The sequence below is a fragment of the Terrihabitans soli genome (assembly GCF_014191545.1).
Classification (GTDB): Bacteria; Pseudomonadota; Alphaproteobacteria; order Rhizobiales; family Methylopilaceae; genus Flaviflagellibacter; species Flaviflagellibacter soli.
In genome coordinates this window covers 2,350,216-2,373,076 of record NZ_AP023361.1, presented here as the reverse complement: position 1 = coordinate 2,373,076, position 22,861 = coordinate 2,350,216, and the positions used below count along the sequence as shown (strand labels likewise).

22 protein-coding genes are annotated in these 22,861 nt (G+C 63.1%); 13 read left to right on the top strand and 9 right to left on the bottom strand.

Annotation, left to right across the window (positions count from 1 at the left end):
• Nucleotide 1: 1 nt before the first annotated feature.
• Nucleotides 2-649 (bottom strand): YoaK family protein, encoded by a 648-nt coding sequence (locus IZ6_RS12240; RefSeq protein WP_222875327.1) that lies wholly within the window; start codon nt 647-649, stop codon nt 2-4.
• Nucleotides 650-856: 207 nt separating this feature from the next.
• Between IZ6_RS12240 and groES the strand changes: the two genes are divergently transcribed.
• The 3 genes from groES to IZ6_RS12225 all read left to right on the top strand — a co-directional run bounded on the left by groES (nt 857) and on the right by IZ6_RS12225 (nt 3,778).
• The gene (gene groES / locus IZ6_RS12235) at nt 857-1,147 is read left to right on the top strand and encodes a co-chaperone GroES (protein WP_222875326.1); all 291 of its coding nucleotides are present in this window, start codon (nt 857-859) and stop codon (nt 1,145-1,147) included.
• Between the two features lie 38 nt (nt 1,148-1,185).
• A complete protein-coding gene (groL, locus tag IZ6_RS12230; protein ID WP_222875325.1) occupies nt 1,186-2,835 on the top strand; it encodes a chaperonin GroEL in 1,650 nt (549 codons plus the stop codon).
• A gap of 151 nt (nt 2,836-2,986) precedes the next feature.
• Nucleotides 2,987-3,778, top strand: a complete 792-nt coding sequence (locus IZ6_RS12225; protein WP_222875324.1) for an SDR family NAD(P)-dependent oxidoreductase — start codon at nt 2,987-2,989, stop codon at nt 3,776-3,778.
• A 62-nt stretch (nt 3,779-3,840) separates the two neighbouring features.
• Here the strand turns inward: IZ6_RS12225 and IZ6_RS12220 are convergent, their stop codons facing one another.
• Nucleotides 3,841-4,062, bottom strand: coding sequence for a hypothetical protein (locus IZ6_RS12220; protein WP_222875323.1), 222 nt, complete (start codon nt 4,060-4,062; stop codon nt 3,841-3,843).
• Between the two features lie 200 nt (nt 4,063-4,262).
• Here IZ6_RS12220 and IZ6_RS12215 point away from each other — a divergent pair, with 200 nt between their 5' ends.
• Together IZ6_RS12215 and IZ6_RS12210 are read left to right on the top strand one after the other, a co-directional pair.
• Complete coding sequence (locus IZ6_RS12215; RefSeq protein WP_222875322.1) at nt 4,263-4,442, top strand: DUF1328 domain-containing protein; 180 nt, start codon at nt 4,263-4,265, stop codon at nt 4,440-4,442.
• Nucleotides 4,443-4,572: 130 nt separating this feature from the next.
• Nucleotides 4,573-5,436, top strand: coding sequence for a dienelactone hydrolase family protein (locus IZ6_RS12210; protein ID WP_222875321.1), 864 nt, complete (start codon nt 4,573-4,575; stop codon nt 5,434-5,436).
• A gap of 10 nt (nt 5,437-5,446) precedes the next feature.
• Here the strand turns inward: IZ6_RS12210 and hisG are convergent, their stop codons facing one another.
• Both hisG and IZ6_RS12200 read right to left on the bottom strand, forming a co-directional pair.
• A complete protein-coding gene (gene hisG / locus IZ6_RS12205; RefSeq protein WP_222875320.1) occupies nt 5,447-6,421 on the bottom strand; it encodes an ATP phosphoribosyltransferase in 975 nt (324 codons plus the stop codon).
• Nucleotides 6,418-7,797, bottom strand: coding sequence for an ATP phosphoribosyltransferase regulatory subunit (locus IZ6_RS12200; protein WP_222875319.1), 1,380 nt, complete (start codon nt 7,795-7,797; stop codon nt 6,418-6,420). The genes hisG and IZ6_RS12200 overlap by 4 nt, the downstream gene beginning before the upstream one ends.
• A 107-nt stretch (nt 7,798-7,904) precedes the next feature.
• Between IZ6_RS12200 and IZ6_RS12195 the strand changes: the two genes are divergently transcribed.
• Nucleotides 7,905-8,180, top strand: a complete 276-nt coding sequence (locus IZ6_RS12195; RefSeq protein WP_222875318.1) for a hypothetical protein — start codon at nt 7,905-7,907, stop codon at nt 8,178-8,180.
• Nucleotides 8,181-8,220: 40 nt separating this feature from the next.
• Nucleotides 8,221-9,045, top strand: coding sequence for a phosphatase PAP2 family protein (locus tag IZ6_RS12190; RefSeq protein ID WP_222875317.1), 825 nt, complete (start codon nt 8,221-8,223; stop codon nt 9,043-9,045).
• Nucleotides 9,046-9,058: 13 nt separating this feature from the next.
• Here IZ6_RS12190 and hisS read toward each other — a convergent pair whose 3' ends face one another.
• Entirely contained in the window at nt 9,059-10,522 is a 1,464-nt protein-coding gene (gene hisS, locus IZ6_RS12185; protein WP_222875316.1) for a histidine--tRNA ligase, read from the bottom strand.
• Between the two features lie 116 nt (nt 10,523-10,638).
• On the opposite strand from hisS, the gene IZ6_RS12180 reads away from it, so the two are divergent.
• Nucleotides 10,639-11,919, top strand: coding sequence for an MFS transporter (locus tag IZ6_RS12180; protein WP_222875315.1), 1,281 nt, complete (start codon nt 10,639-10,641; stop codon nt 11,917-11,919).
• 6 nt (nt 11,920-11,925) lie between these two features.
• On the opposite strand, the gene IZ6_RS12175 is transcribed toward IZ6_RS12180, so the two are convergent.
• The gene (locus tag IZ6_RS12175) at nt 11,926-13,299 is read right to left on the bottom strand and encodes a sigma-54-dependent transcriptional regulator (protein ID WP_222875314.1); all 1,374 of its coding nucleotides are present in this window, start codon (nt 13,297-13,299) and stop codon (nt 11,926-11,928) included.
• 175 nt (nt 13,300-13,474) lie between these two features.
• Between IZ6_RS12175 and IZ6_RS12170 the strand changes: the two genes are divergently transcribed.
• Both IZ6_RS12170 and IZ6_RS12165 read left to right on the top strand, forming a co-directional pair.
• Entirely contained in the window at nt 13,475-14,872 is a 1,398-nt protein-coding gene (locus tag IZ6_RS12170) for an EAL domain-containing protein (protein ID WP_222875313.1), read from the top strand.
• Between the two features lie 45 nt (nt 14,873-14,917).
• Nucleotides 14,918-15,787, top strand: a complete 870-nt coding sequence (locus tag IZ6_RS12165) for a TIGR01459 family HAD-type hydrolase (RefSeq protein WP_222875312.1) — start codon at nt 14,918-14,920, stop codon at nt 15,785-15,787.
• Here the strand turns inward: IZ6_RS12165 and xseA are convergent.
• Entirely contained in the window at nt 15,780-17,201 is a 1,422-nt protein-coding gene (xseA, locus tag IZ6_RS12160) for an exodeoxyribonuclease VII large subunit (protein ID WP_222875311.1), read from the bottom strand. The two genes, IZ6_RS12165 and xseA, sit on opposite strands and share 8 nt — an antisense overlap.
• Before the next feature lie 89 nt (nt 17,202-17,290).
• On the opposite strand from xseA, the gene purD reads away from it, so the two are divergent.
• Both purD and IZ6_RS12150 read left to right on the top strand, forming a co-directional pair.
• Nucleotides 17,291-18,559: a phosphoribosylamine--glycine ligase gene (purD, locus tag IZ6_RS12155; RefSeq protein ID WP_222875310.1), complete on the top strand. Its 1,269-nt coding sequence runs from the start codon at nt 17,291-17,293 to the stop codon at nt 18,557-18,559.
• Nucleotides 18,560-18,628: 69 nt separating this feature from the next.
• Nucleotides 18,629-20,536, top strand: coding sequence for a monovalent cation:proton antiporter-2 (CPA2) family protein (locus IZ6_RS12150; protein WP_222875309.1), 1,908 nt, complete (start codon nt 18,629-18,631; stop codon nt 20,534-20,536).
• A gap of 12 nt (nt 20,537-20,548) precedes the next feature.
• Here the strand turns inward: IZ6_RS12150 and IZ6_RS12145 are convergent, their stop codons facing one another.
• A complete protein-coding gene (locus IZ6_RS12145; protein ID WP_222875308.1) occupies nt 20,549-20,875 on the bottom strand; it encodes a DUF1127 domain-containing protein in 327 nt (108 codons plus the stop codon).
• Between the two features lie 164 nt (nt 20,876-21,039).
• On the opposite strand from IZ6_RS12145, the gene IZ6_RS12140 reads away from it, so the two are divergent.
• Nucleotides 21,040-21,918, top strand: coding sequence for a LysR family transcriptional regulator (locus IZ6_RS12140; protein ID WP_222875307.1), 879 nt, complete (start codon nt 21,040-21,042; stop codon nt 21,916-21,918).
• A 1-nt stretch (nt 21,919) separates the two neighbouring features.
• On the opposite strand, the gene IZ6_RS12135 is transcribed toward IZ6_RS12140, so the two are convergent.
• Entirely contained in the window at nt 21,920-22,849 is a 930-nt protein-coding gene (locus IZ6_RS12135; RefSeq protein ID WP_225873904.1) for a DMT family transporter, read from the bottom strand.
• Between the last annotated feature and the right edge of the window lie 12 nt (nt 22,850-22,861).

Here is a 22,861-nt window from a genome sequence, read left to right as displayed (position 1 = left end):
ACTAGGCGTCTAGATCATCCGCCGGCAAAAACATCGACCACAGGCAGAGCAGCGCTGCGGCCGCCGCAGCAAACCACAGGGCGCTGAAGCCGATCTTCGGATAGACGAAAGCGCCGAGCGCGGCGCCCGCGATCAGCCCGCACCACAGAGCAAGATAAGGCAGCCACGCGAAGCGCGGCCCGCCGAGGAGCGCATTGGTCAGCCTTTGGCCGAGCTTCACCAGAGTCCCCGTCATGTAAGTCAGCCCGATGGTCACTTCGCCGTCACGCTGGAACACGGCGTTCTCCGAACCCATCGCGAGAACCACCGCGCCGATGGCCGCCCAGGCCGGGCCATACATGTTGAGCAGAGCGCCCGTAGCGAGAAGCAGCGTCACGAAAGCCAGCACCGCCACGCGCCGGTTCGCATGGGCGAGATGGGCGACCATCGAGCCGAAGATCACGCCGATCAGGAATGTCCCGATCAGCGCGCCGGCGATGGCGAAGTCCTGGCTGCCTTCGGTCAGGCCCACCGACATGCGGGTGGAATTGCCGCTCATGAACGAGACGAAGAAGCCCCCGAGCTTCAGAAAGCCGAGCGCATCGACAAAGCCCGCCAGGGCCGAAAGACAGATGGCGAGCCCTTGGAGGCTTTTGGGGGTGCGGATCATGGAGGCGGCAAGTCTCGGCGATTCCCGGCCCGGCCCCAAGGGGGCGGGCCATCTAATTGCCCTCCCGGAAACCAAATTCCGCCACCCGTCCTTGACAGTCCTGCGAGCCCCGACTACCTCACGAGCATGCTTTGGCACTCACTTTCGCTGAGTGCTAGCAGCCCCGTTTCCAGATCCGGCGAAAAGCCGAAAAACTGAGGGAAATCAATGAAATTTCGCCCGCTGCACGACCGCGTGGTCGTTCGTCGCCTGACTGCTGAAGAGAAGACCAAAGGCGGCATCATCATCCCTGACACCGCCAAGGAGAAGCCCCAGGAGGGCGAGATCGTCGCCGCCGGTTCCGGCGCCCGCGACGAGGCCGGCAAGCTTGTCCCGCTCGATGTGAAGGCTGGCGACAAGGTGCTGTTCGGCAAGTGGTCGGGCACCGAGGTCAAGATCGACGGTGAAGACCTCCTGATCATGAAGGAATCCGACATCCTCGGCGTGATCGGCAAGTAAGCCTCCGCCTCAACGCAATTTCAGAAGGAACACATTCAATGGCCGCGAAAGACGTACGTTTTTCCGCCGACGCGCGTGAGCGGATGCTCCGCGGCGTCGACATTCTCGCCAACGCCGTCAAGGTGACGCTCGGTCCGAAGGGCCGCAACGTCGTCATCGACAAGTCGTTCGGCGCGCCGCGCATCACCAAGGACGGTGTCACGGTCGCCAAGGAAATCGAACTCGAAGACAAGTTCGAAAACATGGGCGCCCAGATGGTGCGCGAAGTCGCCTCCAAGACCAACGATCTGGCGGGTGACGGCACAACCACCGCGACGGTTCTGGCCCAGGCCATCGTCCGCGAAGGCGCCAAGGCGGTTGCCGCCGGCATGAACCCGATGGATCTGAAGCGCGGCATCGATCTCGCCGTCGCGCAGGTCATCGCTTCGCTCAAGAAGTCCTCGAAGAAGATCAAGTCGTCCGAGGAAGTCGCCCAGGTCGGCACGATCTCGGCGAACGGTGAAACCGAAATCGGCCAGATGATCGCCAATGCGATGCAGAAGGTCGGCAATGAGGGCGTCATCACGGTCGAGGAAGCCAAGACCGCCGAGACCGAACTCGAAGTCGTCGAAGGCATGCAGTTCGACCGCGGCTATCTCTCGCCGTACTTCATTACCAACGCCGAGAAGATGATCGCGGATCTCGAAGATCCCTACATCCTCATCCATGAAAAGAAGCTCGGCTCGCTCCAGGCGCTGCTCCCGGTTCTCGAAGCCGTCGTGCAGTCCTCGCGTCCGCTGCTCATCATCGCCGAAGACGTCGAAGGCGAAGCTCTTGCGACGCTCGTCGTCAACAAGCTGCGCGGCGGCCTCAAGGTCGCGGCCGTCAAGGCTCCGGGCTTCGGCGATCGCCGCAAGGCCATGCTGGAAGACATCGCGGTTCTGACCGGCGGCACCGTCGTGTCGGAAGATGTCGGCATCAAGCTTGAAAACGTGACGCTTCAGATGCTCGGCCGCGCCAAGAAGGTGTCGATCGAGAAAGAGAAGACCACGATCGTCGACGGCGCCGGCGCCAAGAAGGAAATCGAAGGCCGCGTCGGTCAGATCAAGGCGCAGATCGAGGAAACGACCTCGGACTACGATCGCGAGAAGCTCCAGGAGCGTCTGGCCAAGCTCGCGGGCGGCGTCGCGGTCATCCGCGTCGGCGGCTCGACGGAAGTCGAAGTGAAGGAGCGCAAGGACCGCGTTGATGACGCGCTCAATGCGACCCGCGCTGCGGTCGAGGAAGGCATCGTCCCGGGCGGCGGTGTGGCTCTTCTCCGCGCCAAGAACTCGATCAACAAGTCGATCCACGAGAACGCCGATATCCAGGCCGGCTACGCCATCGTTCTGAAGGCGCTTGAGGCTCCGATCCGTCAGATCGTCGAAAACGCGGGCGTCGAAGGCTCGATCGTTGTCGGCAAGATCCTCGAGAACAAGTCGGACACGTTCGGCTTCAACGCTCAGGCGGAAGAGTATGTCGACATGATCAAGGCCGGCATCGTCGACCCGACCAAGGTCGTCCGTACGGCGCTGCAGGATGCGGCTTCGGTCGCTTCGCTCTTGATCACCACGGAAGCCATGGTTGCCGACGCGCCGAAGCGCGATGCCGGCGGTCCTCCCGGCATGCCGGGCGGCGGCATGGGCGGTATGGGCGGTATGGATTTCTAAGGAAATCCAACCTCCAGAAAGTTCGCAAAAGTTCGGAAAGGGCGCGGCTTCGGTCGCGCCCTTTTTCTTTGCCGAAAGCACAACCCGTCCGCGCTTTCCCCCGTGAGGCGGCGGCGGCATACTTCCGGAAAACAAGATCGGGAGTGAACGCGTGGATCTCGGATATTCGAAACGGCGGGTGCTTGTCGTCGGCGGTAGCGAAGGTATCGGCTTTGCCGCGGCCGCTTTGATGGCGGGCGAGGGCGCCGATGTGATCATCGCCTCGCGCGCGGAGAGCAAACTCAAGAGCGCGGCTGAAGCGATCCGCGCCGAGTACGGCGCGGCGGTCGCTTATGTCGTCTGCGACGTCACCAAACCAGATGGCGGCGCGATCCTCGCAAAGACCGTTGAAGAGACATGGGGCGCGCTCGATGCGGTCATCGCTGCGGTCGGCGGTAGCATCCGTTCGGAGTTCTCGGCGCTCGACGACGAGGCATGGATCGAGAACTACAATTTCAATGTTCTCTCCACCGTGCGGACCGTGCGCTCTCTCATTCCGCTTTTGGAGAAGGGCGATAATCCGGCGATCGTGACGCTCAGCGGCGCGGGGGCGAAAATGCCCTATCCGCATCAGAGCGTTTCGAACGTCCACAAAGCCGGCGTGATTGCGTTGACAAAAACGCTGTCGCTCGAACTTGCCGCCAGCAAGATCCGCGTCAACTGCGTGGCGCCCGGCCGCACGCTGACCTCGCTCTGGACCAATCGCGCCGACACACTCGCCCAGGAGCGCGGGTCGACGCGGGAAGCGGTGATCGAGGAATTCGCCAAGGAGATTCCGCTCGGCCGTTTCGGCGAGCCGAAAGATATTGCGGTGATGATCGTCTGGCTCGCATCGCCGCTTGCAAAATATATCACCGGGCAGACGGTCGGCGTCGACGGCGGCATCACGCGCGGTCTTATCTGAAAATGCAAAGGGCGCGGCCGATGCCGCGCCCTTCATTTTTTCTTTGGCGTTTCCCGAAATCTTTAGGCGTTCGCGCCGTGGCCGCTTGCCGGCGCATAAAGATGCGCGATCTGGCGTGCGCGTTCTTCTTCGGCGCGCAGACGATAAGTGTGCTCGAGATCGCGATAGCGGGCGACGTCTTCCGGTCCTTTGGCCTCTTCGGCGAGCGCTGCGAAATCGTCAGCCTTGCGTTCGAATTCGTCGGCTGCGGAGGATATCGAGGCGGGCGAAATCGCGAGGGTCATCGTCGGCAACTCCAAAGGGGTTTCGGGCAGGCCGCTTTACAATGCCGTCATAGAACAGGGGTTCCGCATGGCTGATATGATCTTTGGTCGTATCCGCCTGTCCCGTCTGAGGAACCGCCTCCGGTGTCCCGGAGTTTTGTTTGCAGGAGTGCGGTTTCTTGAAAACCGCGCCCAGGCAACAATAACCCGGAGGTTTCCCCATGCTCGGTTGGGCTCTGACTTTCCTGATCGTCGCCCTTATCGCGGCGGCGCTCGGCTTCGGCGGTCTCGCCGGCACGGCCATCGAGATCGCCAAGGTGATCTTCTTTGTGGCGATCATCCTGTTCGTCATTTCGGCCGTTTTCGGCTTCATGCGCGGCGGACGTCCGCCGATCGCCTGACGACTTAAGGTCGAGAGATGCGTTAAAGCCCGCGTTCCGCGCGGGCTTTTTCGTGTCGCCAAGATTTGAAGTGCCCCTGTTAGGACTTAATCTAAGCTTCTATAACGCCGCAAAGAGCAGGAGCGCCGCCATGGACCAGAGGATCATCGATCTCTACGACAGCTTCACGCATGGCCAGATTTCGCGCCGCGAATTCACCGACCGGCTGACCAAGGTCGCGGGGTCCGCTGCTGCGGCGGCTGCACTTCTCCCGGTGCTTCAGAACAATTACGCCCAGGCCGCGATCGTGCCGGAAGACGACAAGCGGCTCGTCATCCAGAACGTGACCTTCGATGCGCCGAACGGCAAAGTGAATGGATATGTCACGCGCCCGAAAGGCGGCGCTGCGCGGCTTCCCGCCGTCGTCGTTATTCACGAGAACCGTGGCCTCAACCCGCACATCAAGGACGTTACACGCCGTCTTGCGCTTGAGGGCTTTCTCGTGCTTGCCCCCGATCTTCTGACGCCTCTGGGCGGCACGCCGGAAAACGAAGATCAGGCGCGCGATCTGATCGCAAAACTTGAGCCCCTTCCGAACATCACCAATATCGCGGCGTCGGTCGGGCATCTTGCGCAGTCCGGCAGTTCGACCGGCAAAGTTGGTGCGGTCGGCTTTTGCTGGGGCGGCGCGCGCGCCAGCGAAATCGCATCGGTCGCGCCGCCGCCGCTCGCGGCCGCCGTCTCTTATTACGGGATGGGTCTTGCCGCGAAAAATGTCGGAACGATCAAAGCGCCGCTTTTGCTGCACTATGCCGGGCTCGACGAGCGCGTGAACGCCAGCATCGCCGATTACAAGAAGGCGCTCGACGAGGCCGGCAAGACATACGAGCTGTTCATGTATGACGGCGCCAACCACGCCTTCAACAACGACACCAATCCGGCGCGTTACAACAAGGCGGCTGCTGACCTTGCATGGAAACGCACGGTCGACTTCCTGAAGAAGAATCTCGCTTAACCCCGAGCGCTCAAGATTTAAGGGCGGCGAGAAGCTTCTCGTGCAGCGGATTTTCGGACTGGAAGACGTCGTCGAGATCGGTGGTCGAAATCGTGTCGGCGCCCTGCGCCATCAGCCAGTCGGCGATGGCGTAGATCGCTTTCTTCGGCACATGCAGAGTGAGCGGCCCTTCGGCTGAAATCCCGAAGGGTGCGCTTGCGCCGAAATTCTTCGCCGCTTCCTTCACAATCCGCGCGCGGTCGCCTTTCGGTGCGGCTTTCACTTCCTGTACGGCGCGGGCGCGGGCCGCGGCGCCAAGGCGCGATAGGATGGCGCGAGCAGCTTCGCGCGCGACCGGGTTCCAATCGGCGCGCAAGCTTGCGACGAGATTGGCCTCGCTTTTCAGGATCAGCCCGTCGTCGAGAATTTTCAGCGCATTGGCGGCCAGCGTCGAGCCGGTCGTCGTGATGTCGACGATAACGTCTGCGGTGCCCGAAGCCGGTGCGCCTTCGGTTGCGCCGAGACTTTCGACGATGCGGTAATCGCCGAGCCCGTGCAGGGCAAAGAAGCTGCGCGTCAGCGTGATATATTTGGTGGCGACACGCAGCGGCCGTCCGTATTTCGAGCGGAAATGCGCAGCGACATCGTCGAGATCGGCCATGGTTCGCACATCGATCCAGGCCTGCGGCACGGCAACGACAACGTTCGCTGGGCCGAAGCCGAGCGGCGTCAGCAGCAGCACGCGCTCATCGGTCTGCGGCACTTCTTCCCGGATGAGGTCTTCGCCGGTGACGCCGAGATGGACATTGCCGAGCGACAGTTCGCGCGCGATCTCGCTGGCGGAGAGAAACTGAATCTGCGCGCCATCGAGCCCGCCGAACGCGCCGCGATATTCGCGCGCTCCGCCGGGACGCACGACGGGAAGGCCCGCTTGCGCAAAGAAGGCGAAAGCGTTTTCCTGCAGCCGTCCTTTGGACGGCACGGAGACGAGAAGCGGATCGCTCATTGTGTGGCCTCCGTCATGCGCTCGACAAACATGGCGCAGCCAACGGCGGGAACCGGCGCGGGTGCGCCAAGCGCTGTGAGAAGACCGTCATAACGTCCGCCGCCGATGAGTGGCCCGAGCGCGGCAAGGCGAGGCGTGCGGAACTCGAAGACAAGGCCGGTGTAATAGTCGAGCTGGCGGCCGAAGGCCGTCGCAAATTTCACGCGCTTCAGATTAATGCCACGCGCGGCGATGAGATCGTTCCGGCGCGCGAACGCGTCGAGCCCGGCACGCAGCGGCGCATCCGACGACAGTGCGCCGGATTTCAGTGCGCTCGCGATCAGCGCTTTCAATTCTTTCAGCGCGCTCACGGGATCGGTTTCGATCGTCAGAAAATCCGACAGAGCGTCATGCGTTGCGGCGGGGAGGGATGCCGAGGCGCGCAGGCGCGCCTGTTCGAGGAAGCGCTCGGCAATATCGCCGGCGCTGCGGCCGCCGACCTGGCTGATGCCGGCGATCGACAGCATGTCTTCGACAATGGCTTTCGCGGCTTTCGGGTCGGCGCCATCGAGCGCCGCGAGAAATCCCGAATGCTCGCTGGTGGAGGAAGGCGCGGGCGCAAGCGCCGCAAGATCGCGGCCGAGCCCAGACTGGCGCGCAACATCGCGTATCAGACGCCGCCGCCAGGCATCGGGAATATCGAGGGCATGGATGAACGACAAAAACAGCGAGCGGTCGCCGAGCGTCAGTTCCGCGTCCGTAATGCCGTAGAGAGCGAGCGCGTCATTCGACTGCGCCAGAACTTCGGCTTCGGCGTCTTCACGGTCCTCGCGGCCGAAAATTTCGATACCCGCCTGCTGGACTTCGCCGCTGCCGGTTTCGCGCTGGCGAAAAACCGGACCGAGATAGAAATAGGCGGCGTGCTTTGCCGGGTTTGCACCGGCGAGATGAAGGCGCGCGGTCGGGATGGTCAGGTCCGGGCGAAGGCAGAGTTCATTGCCCTCGGCATCGGAGGTCAGGAACATGCGGCGGCGCAAATCTTCGCCCGAAACATCGAGGAAGGCTGCGGCCGGCTGCAGGATCGGCGGCTCGACGCGGCTATAGCCGGCGTCGGCAAGGCGCCCGGCCAGCTCTTCGGCCTTTTCCGGGTCGGAAATGCCGAGCCGGACGGGGAAGGCGGCATGGGCGCTGAGCGGTCCGGCCGCCTGGGAGCGGCGGATGACCCAGTCGGAAAGCGCCCGCCGGGCGGCCCCGGTCGGCTCGTTATTGTCCTTCTCCCAGCGCGAATAGGTCGCCTGCGAGACGCCGATTTCGGCGGCTGCGGCGGCCTGGGTCAGGCCGGAACGCTCGCGCAGGCGCGCGAGGCTTTTGGCGGAAATATCGGGTTCAGTGGTCATTTCCGGGCCAGATATACATTTGTATCAAGAAAGGCAAGTGACACCTCCCGAAAGCGTTACTGAAATACATCTGGAAGATTTGGGGCCGTCCCGGCTAAAATCGGGCTATGGGATTGTTCAGCCTCGGCCGCCGCCGCGAGCCCCGGAATGCCGAGCTCTCGCGCCGGATCGCGGCCGAGGTCCGCACCCTGCTTGAACTGGCGGAAGAGGATGCGGTGAGCATCAGCCAGATTGATTGCGGCGATGCGGCCTGTGCCGGCGGAGCGGAAACCATCATTCTCGTGATGCGCAAAGGCCAGCGGACCAAAGCCGCGAAGATTCCGAAGGCGATGCATCTCGTCGAAGACGGCGACATCGAAGCCGGCCTCAAAGTCCTCCGTTGAATTGACGCTCCGGAACACGCCCGTCATTGTCCCGCCCGACATGAGCGCCCGCCGTTCCTCGACCGCGAAAAAGAATGCCGCGCGCTTCCGCGCTCTTCTCGGCGCGCGCCGCCGCGACCGCCGTTTTGTCGTGCTGTCGGCCAGCGTCCAGGACATCGCCATCGCTTTGCTGGCTTTCGGCGGCGGTCTTGTCCTGCTGGCTTATGCGGCCGATCCGCATGTGCGTACGATTGCGGCCCTGCCGCCGGATGCGCTGCGCCCGGCCGTCAAATTCTTCTCCTGGCTGGGCGAGGGCATCCTCGTCTATGTGCTGTGCGTTGTTCTGATCGTCTTCAGCGTGGTGCGCGATCTGTCCGATCATGGCACGCGCGCGCGCGTTCACGATTTCACGCGGGCCGCAGCTGCGCTCTATGTCTTCGCTGCGGTCGTCGTCGCGGGCCTTGCCGCAGCGCTGCTGAAATTCATCATCGGCCGCGCGCGGCCGAGCCTGATCGAGGAAGCGGGACCTTACGCCTTCGATATTTTCGGCCCGAGCGCGAAATGGGCGAGTTTTCCGTCAGGGCACACGACGACGATCATGTCGTGCGCGGCAGCGCTCGCTCTGCTTCTGCCGCGCTGGCGCGTGCCCATTCTGATCGCGGGCGTCGTCTTCTCCTGCAGCCGCGTGTTCATCGGCGCGCATTATCCGACGGATGTTCTCGGCGGCATTGCGCTCGGCGCGCTGGTCTCATGGCTGTTTGCCCGCGCGCTGGCGCAGCGGCGTGTCGTGTTCCGGTTTGACGATGAGGGCAGGGTCAAGCCGCTGCACTATCTCGGGCAGGCCTTTACGCTCGCCCCGAAGACAGCGCGCAAAACCGCGCGCTGATTATTCGCGCTGACTATTTCTGACGCGCGATCATCGCGCGCACAGTTTCAACCAGTTTCTCTTCCTTCACCGTGACCTGGCCCGGGCGCTCTTCCGTCCAGGCGGCGCGGTCTTCGATCTTCTTCGACATTTCCTTGCCGAGAACGAGATCCTTGATCGTGACTTCGCCCGCGTCTTTTTCGTTCGAGCCCTGAATGACGGCGACGGGCGAACGGCGGCGGTCGGCATATTTCATCTGCGCATTCATGCCGGACGAGCCCATATAAATCTCGGCCGGAATCTTCGCATCGCGCAGCGTTTTGGCCATTGCGAGGTAATCGGCGGTGCGGTCCTTGTCCATGACGAGTATGACGACGGGGCCGGGTGTTTCATTGCCGGCCTTGCCGAGCGCCGCGAGCGCCGCCTGCAGGCGCGAGACGCCGATGGAAAAACCGGTGGCGGGAGCAGCTTCGCCACGAAAGCGCGCGATGAGGCCGTCATAACGTCCGCCGCCGCCGACCGAGCCGAAACGGATCGGCTGGCCCTTCTCATCCTTCACTTCGAAAGTGAGTTCGGCCTCATAGACGGGGCCCGTGTAATATTCGAGGCCGCGTACGACGGATGGATCGATGATGACGCGATCGGCATAACCCGCGCGCTCGATCACATCGGCAATTTCGGTGAGTTCGGCAACGCCCGCTTCGCCGCCGGTTCCGCCGACAAGCTTTTTCAAATTTGTGAGTGTGTCTTTCGCGGTCTTCGCCTTCGCGCCGACAAAAGCAAGGATCGTCTCGCTCGCTTTGTCGTCGAGGCCTGCGCCCTTGGTGAAATCGCCGCTCTCATCCTTGCGGCCTTTGCCCAGGAGAAGCTTCACGCCTTCTTCGCCAAGCCGGTCGAGCTTGTCGATGGCGCGCAGCACGGTGAGCTTCTGCTTCTCGCTGACGCCGGCGCTTTCCATCACGCCGTCGAGCACTTTGCGATTATTGATCTTGACCGCGTATTGACCGCGCTGAATGCCGAGCTTCTCCAGCGTGTCGGCCGCCATCATGCACATCTCGGCATCGGCAACGACCGAAGCCGCGCCGACTGTGTCGGCGTCGAATTGCAGGAACTGGCGGAAGCGGCCCGGGCCCGGCTTCTCATTGCGGAAGACGGGGCCAAATCTGTAAGTGCGGAACGGCTTCGGAATGCGGTCCCAGTTTTCCGCCGCATAACGGGCGAGCGGCGCCGTCAGATCGTAGCGCAGCGACAGCCATTGCTCGTCATCGTCCTGGAACGAGAACACGCCTTCGTTCGGCCGGTCGAGATCGGGCAGGAATTTGCCGAGCGCATCGGTATATTCGATGAAGGGCGTCTCCAGCGCCTCGAAGCCCCAGAGCTCATAGGTCTCACGGATGGTCTCGACCATGGCGCGTGTGGCGGCGAGCTCAGTCGGGCCGCGATCGGCAAAGCCCCGCGCCAGACGGGCTTTCAGGCGGTTGTTATCGGAGGAAGACATGGCGCGTCGTACCCCGGGCCTTCCGGGCGGGCAAGACCCCGCCTTCGTTGATGGGTCCCATTTCCTAAACTGATGAATGGGCGTAAGAGCGTTTCCCGGGAACGGGGAAACGAACAATGACGGACATTGCCTTCGGCAAGGCGCGGCCGCTGGGCCGCTCTGAGTACAAAACGCTGACTTTGGCTGCCCTTGGCGGCGCGCTCGAATTCTACGATTTCGTCATTTACGTCTTTCTGGCCGTGGTGCTGACCGGGCTGTTCTTTCCGCCGGACATGCCGGAATGGCTGGCGACGATCCAGACTTTCGGCATCTTCGCCGCCGGCTATTTCGCCCGTCCGCTCGGCGGCGTGCTCATGGCGCATTTCGGCGATCTTTTGGGCCGCAAGCGCATCTTCGCCTTCTCGATCTTCCTGATGGCGATTTCGACGCTCGGCATCGGCCTCCTGCCGACCTATGCCTCGATCGGCTACGCCGCGCCGATCCTTCTTCTGGTTTTACGCGTGCTGCAGGGAGCCGCCATCGGCGGCGAGGTTCCGGGCGCCTGGGTGTTCACCGCCGAACATGTTCCGGCGCGTCATATCGGCTTTGCCACCGGCACGCTGACTTGCGGTCTGACGGCCGGCATTCTCATAGGCTCGCTCGTCGCGACCGGTCTCAACACGGTCTATACGCCCATCGAGGTCCACGATTTCGCCTGGCGCTATCCCTTCATCCTCGGCGGCGTTTTCGGCCTTGTCGGCGTATGGCTGCGCCGCTTCCTGGATGAGACGCCTGTTTTCAGGGAATTGCAGAAGCGCAAGGCGCTCGCCGAAACCTTGCCGTTAAAGCAGGTCGTGCAAGGCCATATCCACGGCATCGTCATCTGCATGGTGCTGACCTGGCTGCTCTCCGCCGCCATCGTCACGATTATTCTGATGACGCCGACTTTCCTGCAGAAGGTCTACGGTTTCGACGCGCTCACTTCGCTCAAAGCCAACAGCCTTGCGACGCTTACGCTGTCCGTCGGCTGCATTGTTGCCGGCCTCACCATCGACCGTATCGGGGCAGGGCGCTTCTTCGTTTTTGGAACAGTGCTTCTCGCCTCGACGAGCTACGCCTTCTACACGCTGCTGTTCACGCGGCCCGATCTTCTTCTGCCGCTTTACGCACTTGTCGGTTTCGCCGTCGGCTCGATCGGCGGCGTGCCTTATGTTCTGGTGCGGAGTTTCCCCGCGAGCGTGCGGTTTTCCGGCGTGTCGTTCTCCTACAATGTCGCTTATGCGATTTTCGGAGGACTAACGCCCGTCTTTCTTCCGGTCGCCATGCAGGCCGATAAACTGGCGCCGGCGCATTACATTCTCTTCGTCAGCGTGCTCGGCTTCCTCGCCGGGCTCTATTTTCTGAAGAAGAAAATCTGAGCGGTATTACTCAGCCGCCGCTTTGCGTGACGACTGGCGGCGGCGGTAGATCGTCGACGGGTTGATATCGAGCGCGGCCGCCGCGCGGGCGATATTGCCGTCGAAGGCGGCGAGCGCTTCTTCGATGATGCGGCCTTCCTGAACCCACATCGGCAGGATCTGCTTTGCGCGCTTGGCATCGCCATGCGGCTGGCTGAGCACCGCATTGGTGATCTCGACCGGCATCATATCGGCGGTGACAAGGCCGCCGGGGTTAAGGACGACGATGCGGCGGATGACGCTTTCGAGTTCGCGCACATTGCCCGGCCAGGCATAGGAGGCGATCAGCCGCTCGGAGAAGGGATCGAAGCCGATAAAGCTGCGGCCTTCTTCCTTCGACAGGCGGGCAAGGAAACTCCGCGCCAGCATCAGAGTGTCTTCGCCGCGCAGGCGCAGCGGCGGCATCTGCACCGGCAGGACATGCAGGCGGTAGAACAGATCTTCGCGGAAACGTCCGGCCTGAACTTCCGCTTTCGGATCGCGATTGGTGGCGCAGACTATGCGCACATCGACCTTCTTGGCCTTGGTGCCGCCGACGCGGCGCACTTCGCCCGTCTGCACGAAGCGCAGCAGCTTGGTCTGCAGCGCGATGTCCATTTCGCAGATCTCGTCGAGGAACAGCGTGCCGCCATGGGCGGCCTCCGCCGCACCGGCATGATCCTCGACCGCGCCGGTAAAGGCGCCGCGCATATGGCCGAAGACTTCGCTTTCGATGAGCTCTTTGGGGATCGCGCCGCAATTGAGCGCAATGAACGGCCCCGAGCGGCCGGACTGTGCATGGACGGCGTTGGCGGCGAGTTCCTTGCCGGTGCCGCTTTCGCCCGTAATGAAGACAGAGGCTTTCGACGAGGCGACCCGTTCGATCTCGCTATAGACCCGGCGCATGGGGTCCGAGCCGCCGATGAATCCGGCAAAGCCGGAAATCGCGGGCTGAGGTGATTCGGGGAGGGCGGGACGGGCTTTAAGCGCCTCGACGAGGCTCTCCACCGTCATGGAAGGAGAGAACGGAACGGGAAGGACGGCGTCTGCACCGCGGCGCGTCAGATCGGCCCCTGTGGATAACCCGGAGGCTCCGGTAATGACCAAAGGACCGGAGATCAGCGGCCGCAAACGCTCGACGGAATCCTCGCCGAGACCCGCGCCGGCGATAAGCGCGGAGAAGCGCACGCCGCGTAGGCGCGCTTCCGCATTCGTCAAACTATCGGCGATTTCCACTTCCGCGTTGAGCAAACCCGCGGCCAAGGCCGCGGCGATCTGCCGGGCCTGTACCGCATCGGACTCGGCGACGAGGATGCGCAAACGCGCTGGCCCGAACGAGCCCGCCAGCAAAACCATGACCATCAAACTCCCAAGGCGTCCGCACTCTCAGCCAAGCGGACGCCATTTTGTCCCCAGGTCACTTTCGTCAGTCAGGGTAAAGGAAGCGTCAAAACTGGAACATGAGAGGCCGCTCCGGTAGATTGCATGCGGGGTTGCGAATCCGGGCTGAGGCCGTCCGGATCGTTCGCTGGATGTCATGCTTAAACCGGGTGCGATTTTCATAGCGTTCTGCATGACGGCGGTCGTGGCTTCGGTCGCGACGATACTCGTCGTCGGGCTGGGCATGCGGCTACCGCTCGCGCTTGCAGGCGGTGTAGGTGGCGTTGCGCTTATCGCGCTCGTCAATCACCTCGCTTCGCGTGCCACCACCGGCCGCCAGCCCAATGTCCGCTTCTTTGAACTCGAAGAGCGAATCAGCCTGATCGCCGAGCGCGTTCTGGCGCTGGAACCGCGCATTTTGCGCGTCGATGCCGCCGCCCAGGAAACGGCCCGCCGCACCGCGGCTCCCCTGGAGAAGGAAATCGCCGAGCTCGGCAGCCTGGTCCGGATGATTGCCGAAACCGTCGAGCAGCACGACCGGGCCATCGCCGATCTTCCGGCCCGTCAGGCCGCCTGGAACATCTCCCAGTCCGGCCCGCTGCCGGAACTGCCGCGCGACGACGAAGAAGAGATGGACGAGGAAGAAGCCTTCATCGCCCAGGCGCAAGCCAAGGCTCCGGCCATCGATCCCGGCAAGGCCAAGCAGATCCGCCGCGCCATCGAATCGGACGGCATCGAGCTGCATCTTCAGCCGGTCGCCGCTCTGCCGCAGCGCCGCGTCATCCAATATCTCGCCGTTCCTTATATGCGCGATCAGGACGTTCTGATCCCGCCGGGCGAATTCGTTCTCGATGCGCGGCTCGGCGGCCTGCAGCCGGCGCTCGATGCGTTCGTCCTCGACCGCGCGATGCGCGTTGCCCGCCGCCTCAAGGCGCGCGACCGCGATATCAGCCTGATGGTGTCGATCGAAGCCGAAACGCTGATGTCGTCGAATTTCGCCTCCGACATAGCAAAGCGCCTCGACGGCAATGCCGATCTTGCGACCCATCTGGTCATCGGCTTCTCGCAGGAGGCTTTTTACGGCTTCGGCAATGTCGAGGCCGAAATGCTGTCCGGCTTTAGTGAGCGTGGCTTCCGTTTCGCGTTGACGGGCGTGCGCGATCTCGATCTCGATGCGGCATCCCTCCATCAGCTCGGCATCCGCTTCCTGCGTCTCGGGACCGATTTCCTCCTCGATCCCGAGCGCACCCGCACTTCGGCCATCCACCCGGCCGATCTGCCCGGCCTTCTGCGCCGCCATGGCATTCTCCTCGTCGCCGATGGCGCCGATACGGAAGCCCGGGTGGCCGATCTTCTCGACCTTGATGTCCGCGCCGCTCAGGGCGCGGTCTTCGGTATGCCGCGCCCCGTCCGCCCGGAAATCTTCACCGGCGAAGAGGGGGCTCCGGCCGCCAAGACCGGAGCCCGTGGCGTTCCGGCCCCGGCCGCCCCGCCGGCCACGGCCGACCGCGGCAATCCGGTGCGGCCTTTCCGCTCGGTTGCGCGCCGCGCCTGAACCTCAAAGCTTGACCTTCAGGGCCTGCTGCGGCACCTCGGGTAAATGACGCAAACCTTTGTTCTGCCGCCGGGATCGGGCCTTTCAGCACTCGCCCCGCAATACGGCATCATCTTCTCCGATGTCTGGGGCGTGCTGCATAACGGCGTATCCGCCTGGCCGACCGCATCCGAGGCCTTGGTGAAATTCCGCGAGCAGGGCGGCACAGTCGTCCTGCTCTCCAACGCGCCGCGTCCGTCTTCCGTTGTGATCGAGCAATTGGATCGCGTCGGCGTGCCGCGCGCCGCCTGGGACGGCATCGTGACCTCCGGCGATGTCACGCGCATGGAGCTCGACCGTCGCGGCATTACGCGCCTTCATCATCTCGGCCCGCCGAGAGACGTTGAAATGTTCGACGGTCTCGAACTTGTTTCGCCGAAAGACGCGAAGATCGCCGTCGTCACCGGCCTCGACGACGACTACACCGAAACGCCCGACGATTACCGCGAGCGCATGGAAGTCCTGTCGAAACTCGACATCGAACTCATCTGCGCCAATCCCGATCGCGTTGTGGAGCGGGGAGGCGAGATGGTGTGGTGCGCCGGCGCGCTTGCCGACCTTTATGAAGAATTCGGCGGCCACGTCCTGCACATCGGCAAGCCGTTTCCGCTCGTTTATGAAGAAGCGCTGCGCAAAGCCTTGAAGCTGCGCGGCAAGGTCACGCCGAAAGCGCGTGTCCTCGCCATCGGCGATTCAATGATCACCGATGTCGCCGGTGCCAATACGTTCGGCATTGATTGCCTGTTCATGACCGGCGGCATCCATGCCGAAGAAATCGGCCATCCGCCGCAGGCGTCCGCCTATCAGTCGGTGCTCGCGCCCGCCGCGGTGAAGCCCGTCGGCTGGTCGCACCGCCTCGTCTGGGACGCTAGCTGAAGAGATCGTCCTGGCCGCCGGGCTTCTTTGCCGGAGCTTTCGGCTTCGGCGTGCCGGATGTCGCGACTGCGCCGGTCTCGCCGTCCTTGAAACGCAAAGTCAGCGCATCGCCGCTTGAAATCGAGGCGGAGGCGCGCACGACGCCACCTTTCGCATCGAGCACGACGGCAAAGCCGCGCTCAAGCACGCTCTGATAGGAATAGGCGTTGAGAAGGCCATGCGCATGGTCGAGCCGCCGTCGCGTGTTCTGCATCAGGCCGAAGAGCGCGCGCGTCTTTCGATCCACCAGAGCCGTGAGCCGTTCGCCGCCGCGTTCGATCCTTTGCATCAGAACGCCCGGCTGCAGGCGCGATGCGGCTTTCGAAAATTCGATGCGTTTCGTGCGTTCATTGGCGACAAGCGCCGGGCCGAGCCGCGCCGCCAGCGTATCGAATTTCTGCCGCGGCGTCGCGAGCAGAGCCTCGGGCGTTCCAAGCGCACGCGCGGCGGATCGCAGTTCGGTGCGTTTCCGGTCGACATAACGCCCGAGCGCGCCGATGAGGCGCGCGCCGCACGAGCCGACATTCGCGAGAAGCTCGGTACGTACGGGAACGGCAAATTCCGCGGCACCGGTCGGTGTCGGGGCGCGGAGATCAGCGGCAAAATCGATGAGGGTCGTATCGGTCTCATGGCCCACGGCGGAGATAACGGGGATTTGGCTCGCGGCGACCGCACGCACCACCGCCTCATCGTTGAAGCTCCAGAGGTCTTCCAAGCTGCCGCCGCCGCGCGCAACGATCAGAACATCCGGGCGGGGAAGGGCGCCGCCGATCTCGAGAGTGTTGAAGCCATGGATCGCGGCGGCGACTTCGGCGGCGGAGGTCTCGCCCTGCACACGCACCGGCCACACCAGAACGCGGCGCGGAAAACGGTCCGACAGGCGATGCAGAATATCGCGGATGACGGAGCCGGTCGGCGAGGTGACGACGCCGATGACTTCGGGAAGAAACGGGATCTTCTTTTTCCGCGCCTGATCGAACAGGCCCTCGGCGGCAAGGCGCTTCCTGCGCTCTTCCAACTGGGCGAGAAGGGCGCCGGCGCCGGCAGGCTCCAGCGCATCGATGACGATCTGATACGAGGATTTGCCGGCATAGGTCGTGATCTTGCCGGTGGCGATGACCTCCATGCCCTCTTCGGGCTTGAACTTCATCCTCCCGAACGTGCCCTTCCAGACGACCGCATCGAGCCGGGCGCTCTCATCCTTCAGGCTGAAATAGGCATGGCCCGAGCTATGAGGCCCGCGATAGCCCGAAATCTCGCCCCGCACGCGCACATAGCCGAACGCATCCTCGACGGTGCGCTTCAGATTGGCGGAGAGTTCGGAGACGGATATCTCCGGCGCGTTGGAGGGTGCGCCCGAATCTTCATTGGCCATGGGATGGGCAATCTATCACCCGAGGGCAGCGGGGAAAATCCAGCCCGGCCTTATGGCGGACGCCCCGTCCAGAGGCTAAAGAGGGGGCCATGAATCTCCTCCTTATCGGCTCCGGCGGCCGCGAACACGCTCTGGCCTGGAAGCTCAGCCAGAGCCCGCGTCTTTCAAAACTTTACGCCGCGCCCGGCAATCCCGGCATTGGCCGCCATGCCGAACTTGTGGCCATCGACCCGGCCGATCATGAGGCTGTTGTCCGCTTCTGCCTCGAGAAGACAATCGACCTTGTCGTCGTCGGTCCCGAAGTTCCGCTTGTTGCCGGTCTCGTCGATGAGCTCGACGCGGCGCGCATTCCGGCTTTCGGGCCGAGCAAAGCCGCCGCCCAGCTCGAAGGCTCCAAGGCCTATACGAAAGAGCTCTGCGCGACCTACGACATCCCGACCGCGCGCCATCGCAGCTTTGTCGAACCGGCAGGCGCCAAGGCCTATATCCGCCAGCAGGGTGCGCCGATCGTCGTCAAAGCCGACGGGCTGGCCGCTGGCAAAGGCGTTGTCGTTGCGATGAGCGTCGAGGAAGCGGAGGCCGCCATCGACATGATGTTCGACGGCGGGCTGGGCTCTGCCGGCGAAAGCGTGGTCATCGAAGAATTCATGACCGGCGAAGAGGTCAGCTATTTCTGCCTCGTCGACGGCGAAAAGGTTTTGCCCTTCGGCAGCGCGCAGGATCATAAGCGCGTCTTCGACGGCGATGAGGGGCCGAACACCGGCGGCATGGGCGCCTATTCTCCCGCGCCGGTCTTCACCCCCGAACTCGAAAAACGCGCGCTCGAAGAGATCGTCAAACCGACGGCGCGGGCGATGAAGTCGCTCGGCAATCCATTCCGCGGCGTCCTCTATGCCGGCTTCATGCTGACCTCCGAAGGGCCAAAGCTCGTCGAATACAATGTCCGCTTCGGCGATCCGGAATGTCAGGTTCTGATGCGGCGGCTGAAGTCGGACCTCCTCGATATTTTCGAGGCGGTGGTGAAGGGCACGCTCGACAAGGTCAAAGCGGAATGGTCGGACGATCCGGCGATCACGGTTGTGCTCGCAACCGAAGGTTATCCCGGCGATTTCCTCAAAGGTTCGGTCATCGAGAATATCGAGGCCGCCGATGCCCTGCCGAATGTCACGGTCTTCCATGCCGGCACACGTACCGACGGCGAGAAAATCCTGTCCTGGGGCGGCCGCGTTCTCAACGTCACGGCGACCGGCAAGACGCTCAAGGATGCGCAGGCGCAGGCCTACAAGGGTGTCGATCTCATCGACTGGCCGGAAGGCTTCTGCCGCCGCGATATCGGCTGGCGCGCGCTCAAGTCTTAGGTGAAGTAGTTCTAAAGAGATTGACGGCGCAGGGGGTTAAAGCCGCATACTGAGACCGTGCGAGAATAAATGGAACACGGCCCCACACTTCCTCCTGTCCTCATCGTCTTCCTGGCCGCAGCTGTTATAGCCCCGACGCTGTTCAATCGTCTGGGTCTTGGCGCCATCGTCGGCTACCTCGCCGCGGGGCTTGTTCTCGGGCCAAGCGGGCTCGACATCTTCGTCGATCCGGACCGTACGCTGCGCATCGCCGAACTCGGCGTCGTCCTTCTGCTGTTCCTGATCGGCCTCGAACTCGAATTCTCGCGCCTGCTCGATATGCGGCGCGACATCTTCGGCCTCGGCGCGGCGCAACTCGTCATCACAACCGGTATTCTGGCGGCGCTCGGTTATTGGCTGGGCTTCAATTTAGGCGGCTCGGTTGCTGCGGGTTTTGCGCTGGCGCTGTCCTCGACGGCGCTGGCGACGAAAATCCTTTCTGAGCGCGGCTCCCTCACACGCGCCTACGGCCAGCGCACCTTCTCGGTTCTTCTGGCGCAGGACCTTGCCATCGTCCCGGCCTTCGCTCTGATCCCGGCGCTCGCGGGCGGAGCCGACCAGATTGCCGATCCCTTCGATATCGGCATCAAGGTCGGTGCGGCGATCCTCGTCCTCTCCGCCATCGTTCTCACCGGCCGCTATCTCATCAACCCCGTGCTGCACTTCCTCGTCCGCAATGGCGGCCACGATGTCATGGTGCCGGTGGCGCTGCTTTTGGTGTTCGGCGCGGCCATCGGCTCGCAGGTCATCGGCCTGTCCATGGCGCTCGGCGCGTTTCTCGCGGGTCTTCTTCTCGCGGAATCGAGCTACCGTCACGAGCTCGAAGTCAGCGTTGCGCCGTTCCGTGCGCTTCTGCTCGCTTTGTTTTTCATGGGCGTCGGCATGGTGCTCGACATCAAGGTCGTCGCCAGCGCCTGGCCTTATCTGCTCGTCGCGCTCGTCATCCTGTTCAGCGTCAAGTTCGCGGTGGCCGCCGGTCTGTCCTTTCTGCGCGGCTCGGCTCCGAAGGACGCGATCCGCGTCGGCTCGCTTCTGGCGCCGACGTCCGAATTCGCCTTCGTGCTGATCCCGCTCGCGGTGTCGACGCGCCTCTTCAATGCCGATATCGGCCAGCTCGTGTTGGCCCTCGGGGTGCTGTCGATGATGGTCGGCCCGCCTTCCATCGCGATCATCGAGTATTTCGCTCACCGCATGAAACGTCCCGGCTATCTCGACGGCGTCGAAAAGGCGGAAGAGTCGCTCGACGGCACAGGCCGCACGGCGGTTGTCATTGGCTTCGGCCGTTTCGGCCAGACGGCGGCGCAGTTCCTCATCTCGGAAGGCATCGAGACGACGCTGGTCGATCATGACGCCGAAGGCGTGCGTCTAGCCGCCAAATTCGGATTCAAGGTCTATTACGGCGACGGTTCGCGCGTGGATGTCTTGCGCGCCTGCGGCGCCCGCGATGCGCAGATCGTGCTTGTCTGCGTGCACAGCCCCGTTCTGTCGATGAAGATCGTCGATCTCGTAAAGCGCGAATGCCCGCTTGCGAAGATCCTCGTGCGCGCCATCGACCGCGATCACTGGATCCAACTGCACGACCGCAATGTCGAATTCGAGATCCGCGAAACCTTCGAGAGCGCGATGAAGCTCGGCCATGCGGCGCTGCGCGCCCTCGGCTTTTCCGAAGATCACGCCGCCGAGATCGAAGCCGATATCCGCCGCCGCGATTTCGAACGGCTGGAACTGCAGAAAGCGGGCGGGGGGCGAGAGGCCGGCAAGCATCTTCTGCATCGCCAGCCGGACGAGCCTTTGCTCGGCATCGAGCAAAAGGGTGTGGCGCTCAATCCGGAAGCGGCGGCGGCGCTCGGCGTTCTGCCGGAGTCCAAAGCCCCAAAAAGAAAAGCTCCGGCAAAGCCGAAGCCCAAATCCAAACCCAAAAGCAAAAAGGCGGGCTGAAGCCCGCCTTTTTCAGTTTACCAGCTCGGCTTCCGCCTTCTGGTGATTGTGGATGCGGCCGAGGCGCAAAGCCCGGGCGGCGGCACGCCGTTCGACCGCAATCACGGCCAGGCGCCGGGTCGGGTCTTTCCAGATCGGCTCGGCGAAGGCCGAATCGACATCGCCCGGAGTGAGGCCGATATCCGCCAGCATTCGGCTGTCGAACTGGGACAGGGATCGAGCCGCCTGATAGCGGTTCACGACCGCGCTGACGGCCGCCAAAACTGCGAGGCCGAGGTCAAAAAATAAGGAAGTAGCGGGACTTAGGGAGCCCGCTTCCTTGGGCAGATACTGTGCCATGGTGTGCTCCTTTCATCGTTAGAGGGGGACGCTCCCGGTACCGGTCGCTTAGGGTGTGTGCCCCGGCGACTCGTCTTGGTTCATACAAATGCCCCTCCCGGATTGATAAGTGAAACGAATAGTTTTAATGTCATCCATCAACGTTGCTGATATGGGAGCCGGGCATGAGTGCGCTTCTCGACGTCGACCAGCTCAAAACCTTTGTAGCCATTGCCGATACCGGCTCCTTCACCCGGGCGGCGGAGATGGTCCACAAAACCCAGTCGGCAGTGTCCATGCAGATGAAGCGGCTGGAGGAGCGGCTCGGTAAGCCGGTTTTTGCCCGCGACGGGCGCCAGTCGAAGCTGACGGATGATGGCGAGCGGCTGCTCGATTACGCCCGCCGCATCGTCAAACTCTCCAATGAAGCGGTGATTGCGCTGGCGGATGCCGATCTCGCCGGCCATGTGCGGCTCGGCGTTCCGGACGATTATGCCGACCGTTTCCTGCCCGAAATTCTGGCTCGCTTTTCGCGCTCAAATCCGCGCGCCGAAGTCACCGTTCTGTGCGAGCCGTCATTGTCTTTGATCGAACGCATCCGTACCGGCTCGCTCGATCTCGCCATCATCACCCATACCGGCATCGTCGCCGATGCGCAGGTCATCCGGCAGGAACAGCTCTATTGGGTGACGTCCGCGCGTGCGAGCCCGCATGAAGAAAGTCCGGTGCCGCTGGCGCTCGGCGTGTGCTGCGCCTGGCGCACCATCGCCTGCGAAAAGCTCGATCAGGAAAAGCGCGCGCACCGCGTTCTGTATGCGAGCCAGAATTCGACAGCGATCAGCGCCGCGGTTCTGGCCGGTCTTGCCGTATCGGTTAGCGCCGAATCGTCCTTGCGCCCGGGCATGCGCGTTCTCGGTGTCGCCGACGGTTTCCCGCCGCTGCCGCCGATCAAAATCGCATTGCTGTCTTCAAAGCATGAGCCGTCGCTCGTGCGCGAGGCGCTGGCCGATCATATCGTGCAGAGTCTGGATAACCTGTCGGATACGGCGGTCGCGGCGGAATAACTCAATGCGCGGCGTGCGGACTGCGCCAGAGCACCAGCACATTGCCGAAGGCGACGGCGGCAATGCCGATAAAGGACCAGTACGTCCACTGATAGCCCTCATACTGGCCTGAAATCATCAGCGCGAAGACCGGGAAGAGCACGGTCAGATAGCCCGCGCGTGCCGGGCCGATGCGCCGCAACAGTGACAGATAGGTCATGAAGGCGAGCACGGAGGCGATCAGCGCGAGGAAGAGAAGCGCGCCGAGATAAGCCACCGTGTATTCGATCTGGAACGTCTGGCCTCTGACAAGCGATAGAACGAGCAGAAAGCACGAACCGTAAGCCATGCCCCAGGCGGTGGCGGAGGCGAGGGGGATGCCGCGGTTCTGCACGCGCGCCGACAGAAGATTACCGGTGCAAAAAAAGAAGGTTCCGAACGTTGCGAGAACGAGCCCGCTGATATGTCCGTACCCGTTCTCGATGATTTCCGGCGCAAACAGCGCCGCCACGCCGAGGACGCCGACAATCGATCCGGCCGCGACCTGCCAGGAGACAGGCCGTTTCAGAACGGCCGATTGGACGATGACATTGATGGGGGCGGCAAGCGCGAAGACGACCGCGAGCATGCCCGATACGAGAACGAGCCCGCCATAATAGAACAGCACGAAATTCATGCAGAAGAGCGTGAGGCCGAGCCCGGCGAAGAAGAGATGATCGCGGCCGGAGAAGCCTGAGAGCTTTTCGCCGCGCACCGCGCAGAAGCCGAACATGAAAAGTCCGGCAATCAGAAAGCGCCACAGCAGGGAGACTTCCGGCGCAACGACGCCGAGCTGGAGCCGCACACCGATCCAGCTTGTCGACCACGCGAAAAGGACGAGCGCGGCGAGAATGAATTCGGTGCGGCCCATCACGGGCCGTGCAGTCGCACTCTTATTTATCTTTTTTGTCATGCCGCATAAGGC

Bases quoted from the DNA above. Each gene is read 5' to 3' on its own strand.
- IZ6_RS12240 (WP_222875327.1), bottom strand. From the start codon at position 649: ATGATCCGCACCCCCAAAAGCCTCCAAGGGCTCGCCATCTGTCTTTCG.
- groES (WP_222875326.1), top strand. From the start codon at position 857: ATGAAATTTCGCCCGCTGCACGACCGCGTGGTCGTTCGTCGCCTGACT.
- groL (WP_222875325.1), top strand. From the start codon at position 1,186: ATGGCCGCGAAAGACGTACGTTTTTCCGCCGACGCGCGTGAGCGGATG.
- IZ6_RS12220 (WP_222875323.1), bottom strand. From the start codon at position 4,062: ATGACCCTCGCGATTTCGCCCGCCTCGATATCCTCCGCAGCCGACGAA.
- IZ6_RS12215 (WP_222875322.1), top strand. From the start codon at position 4,263: ATGCTCGGTTGGGCTCTGACTTTCCTGATCGTCGCCCTTATCGCGGCG.
- IZ6_RS12210 (WP_222875321.1), top strand. From the start codon at position 4,573: ATGGACCAGAGGATCATCGATCTCTACGACAGCTTCACGCATGGCCAG.
- hisG (WP_222875320.1), bottom strand. From the start codon at position 6,421: ATGAGCGATCCGCTTCTCGTCTCCGTGCCGTCCAAAGGACGGCTGCAG.
- IZ6_RS12200 (WP_222875319.1), bottom strand. From the start codon at position 7,797: ATGACCACTGAACCCGATATTTCCGCCAAAAGCCTCGCGCGCCTGCGC.
- IZ6_RS12195 (WP_222875318.1), top strand. From the start codon at position 7,905: ATGGGATTGTTCAGCCTCGGCCGCCGCCGCGAGCCCCGGAATGCCGAG.
- IZ6_RS12190 (WP_222875317.1), top strand. From the start codon at position 8,221: ATGAGCGCCCGCCGTTCCTCGACCGCGAAAAAGAATGCCGCGCGCTTC.
- hisS (WP_222875316.1), bottom strand. From the start codon at position 10,522: ATGTCTTCCTCCGATAACAACCGCCTGAAAGCCCGTCTGGCGCGGGGC.
- IZ6_RS12180 (WP_222875315.1), top strand. From the start codon at position 10,639: ATGACGGACATTGCCTTCGGCAAGGCGCGGCCGCTGGGCCGCTCTGAG.
- IZ6_RS12175 (WP_222875314.1), bottom strand. From the start codon at position 13,299: ATGGTCATGGTTTTGCTGGCGGGCTCGTTCGGGCCAGCGCGTTTGCGC.
- IZ6_RS12170 (WP_222875313.1), top strand. From the start codon at position 13,475: ATGCTTAAACCGGGTGCGATTTTCATAGCGTTCTGCATGACGGCGGTC.
- IZ6_RS12165 (WP_222875312.1), top strand. From the start codon at position 14,918: ATGACGCAAACCTTTGTTCTGCCGCCGGGATCGGGCCTTTCAGCACTC.
- xseA (WP_222875311.1), bottom strand. From the start codon at position 17,201: ATGGCCAATGAAGATTCGGGCGCACCCTCCAACGCGCCGGAGATATCC.
- purD (WP_222875310.1), top strand. From the start codon at position 17,291: ATGAATCTCCTCCTTATCGGCTCCGGCGGCCGCGAACACGCTCTGGCC.
- IZ6_RS12150 (WP_222875309.1), top strand. From the start codon at position 18,629: ATGGAACACGGCCCCACACTTCCTCCTGTCCTCATCGTCTTCCTGGCC.
- IZ6_RS12145 (WP_222875308.1), bottom strand. From the start codon at position 20,875: ATGGCACAGTATCTGCCCAAGGAAGCGGGCTCCCTAAGTCCCGCTACT.
- IZ6_RS12140 (WP_222875307.1), top strand. From the start codon at position 21,040: ATGAGTGCGCTTCTCGACGTCGACCAGCTCAAAACCTTTGTAGCCATT.
- IZ6_RS12135 (WP_225873904.1), bottom strand. From the start codon at position 22,849: ATGACAAAAAAGATAAATAAGAGTGCGACTGCACGGCCCGTGATGGGC.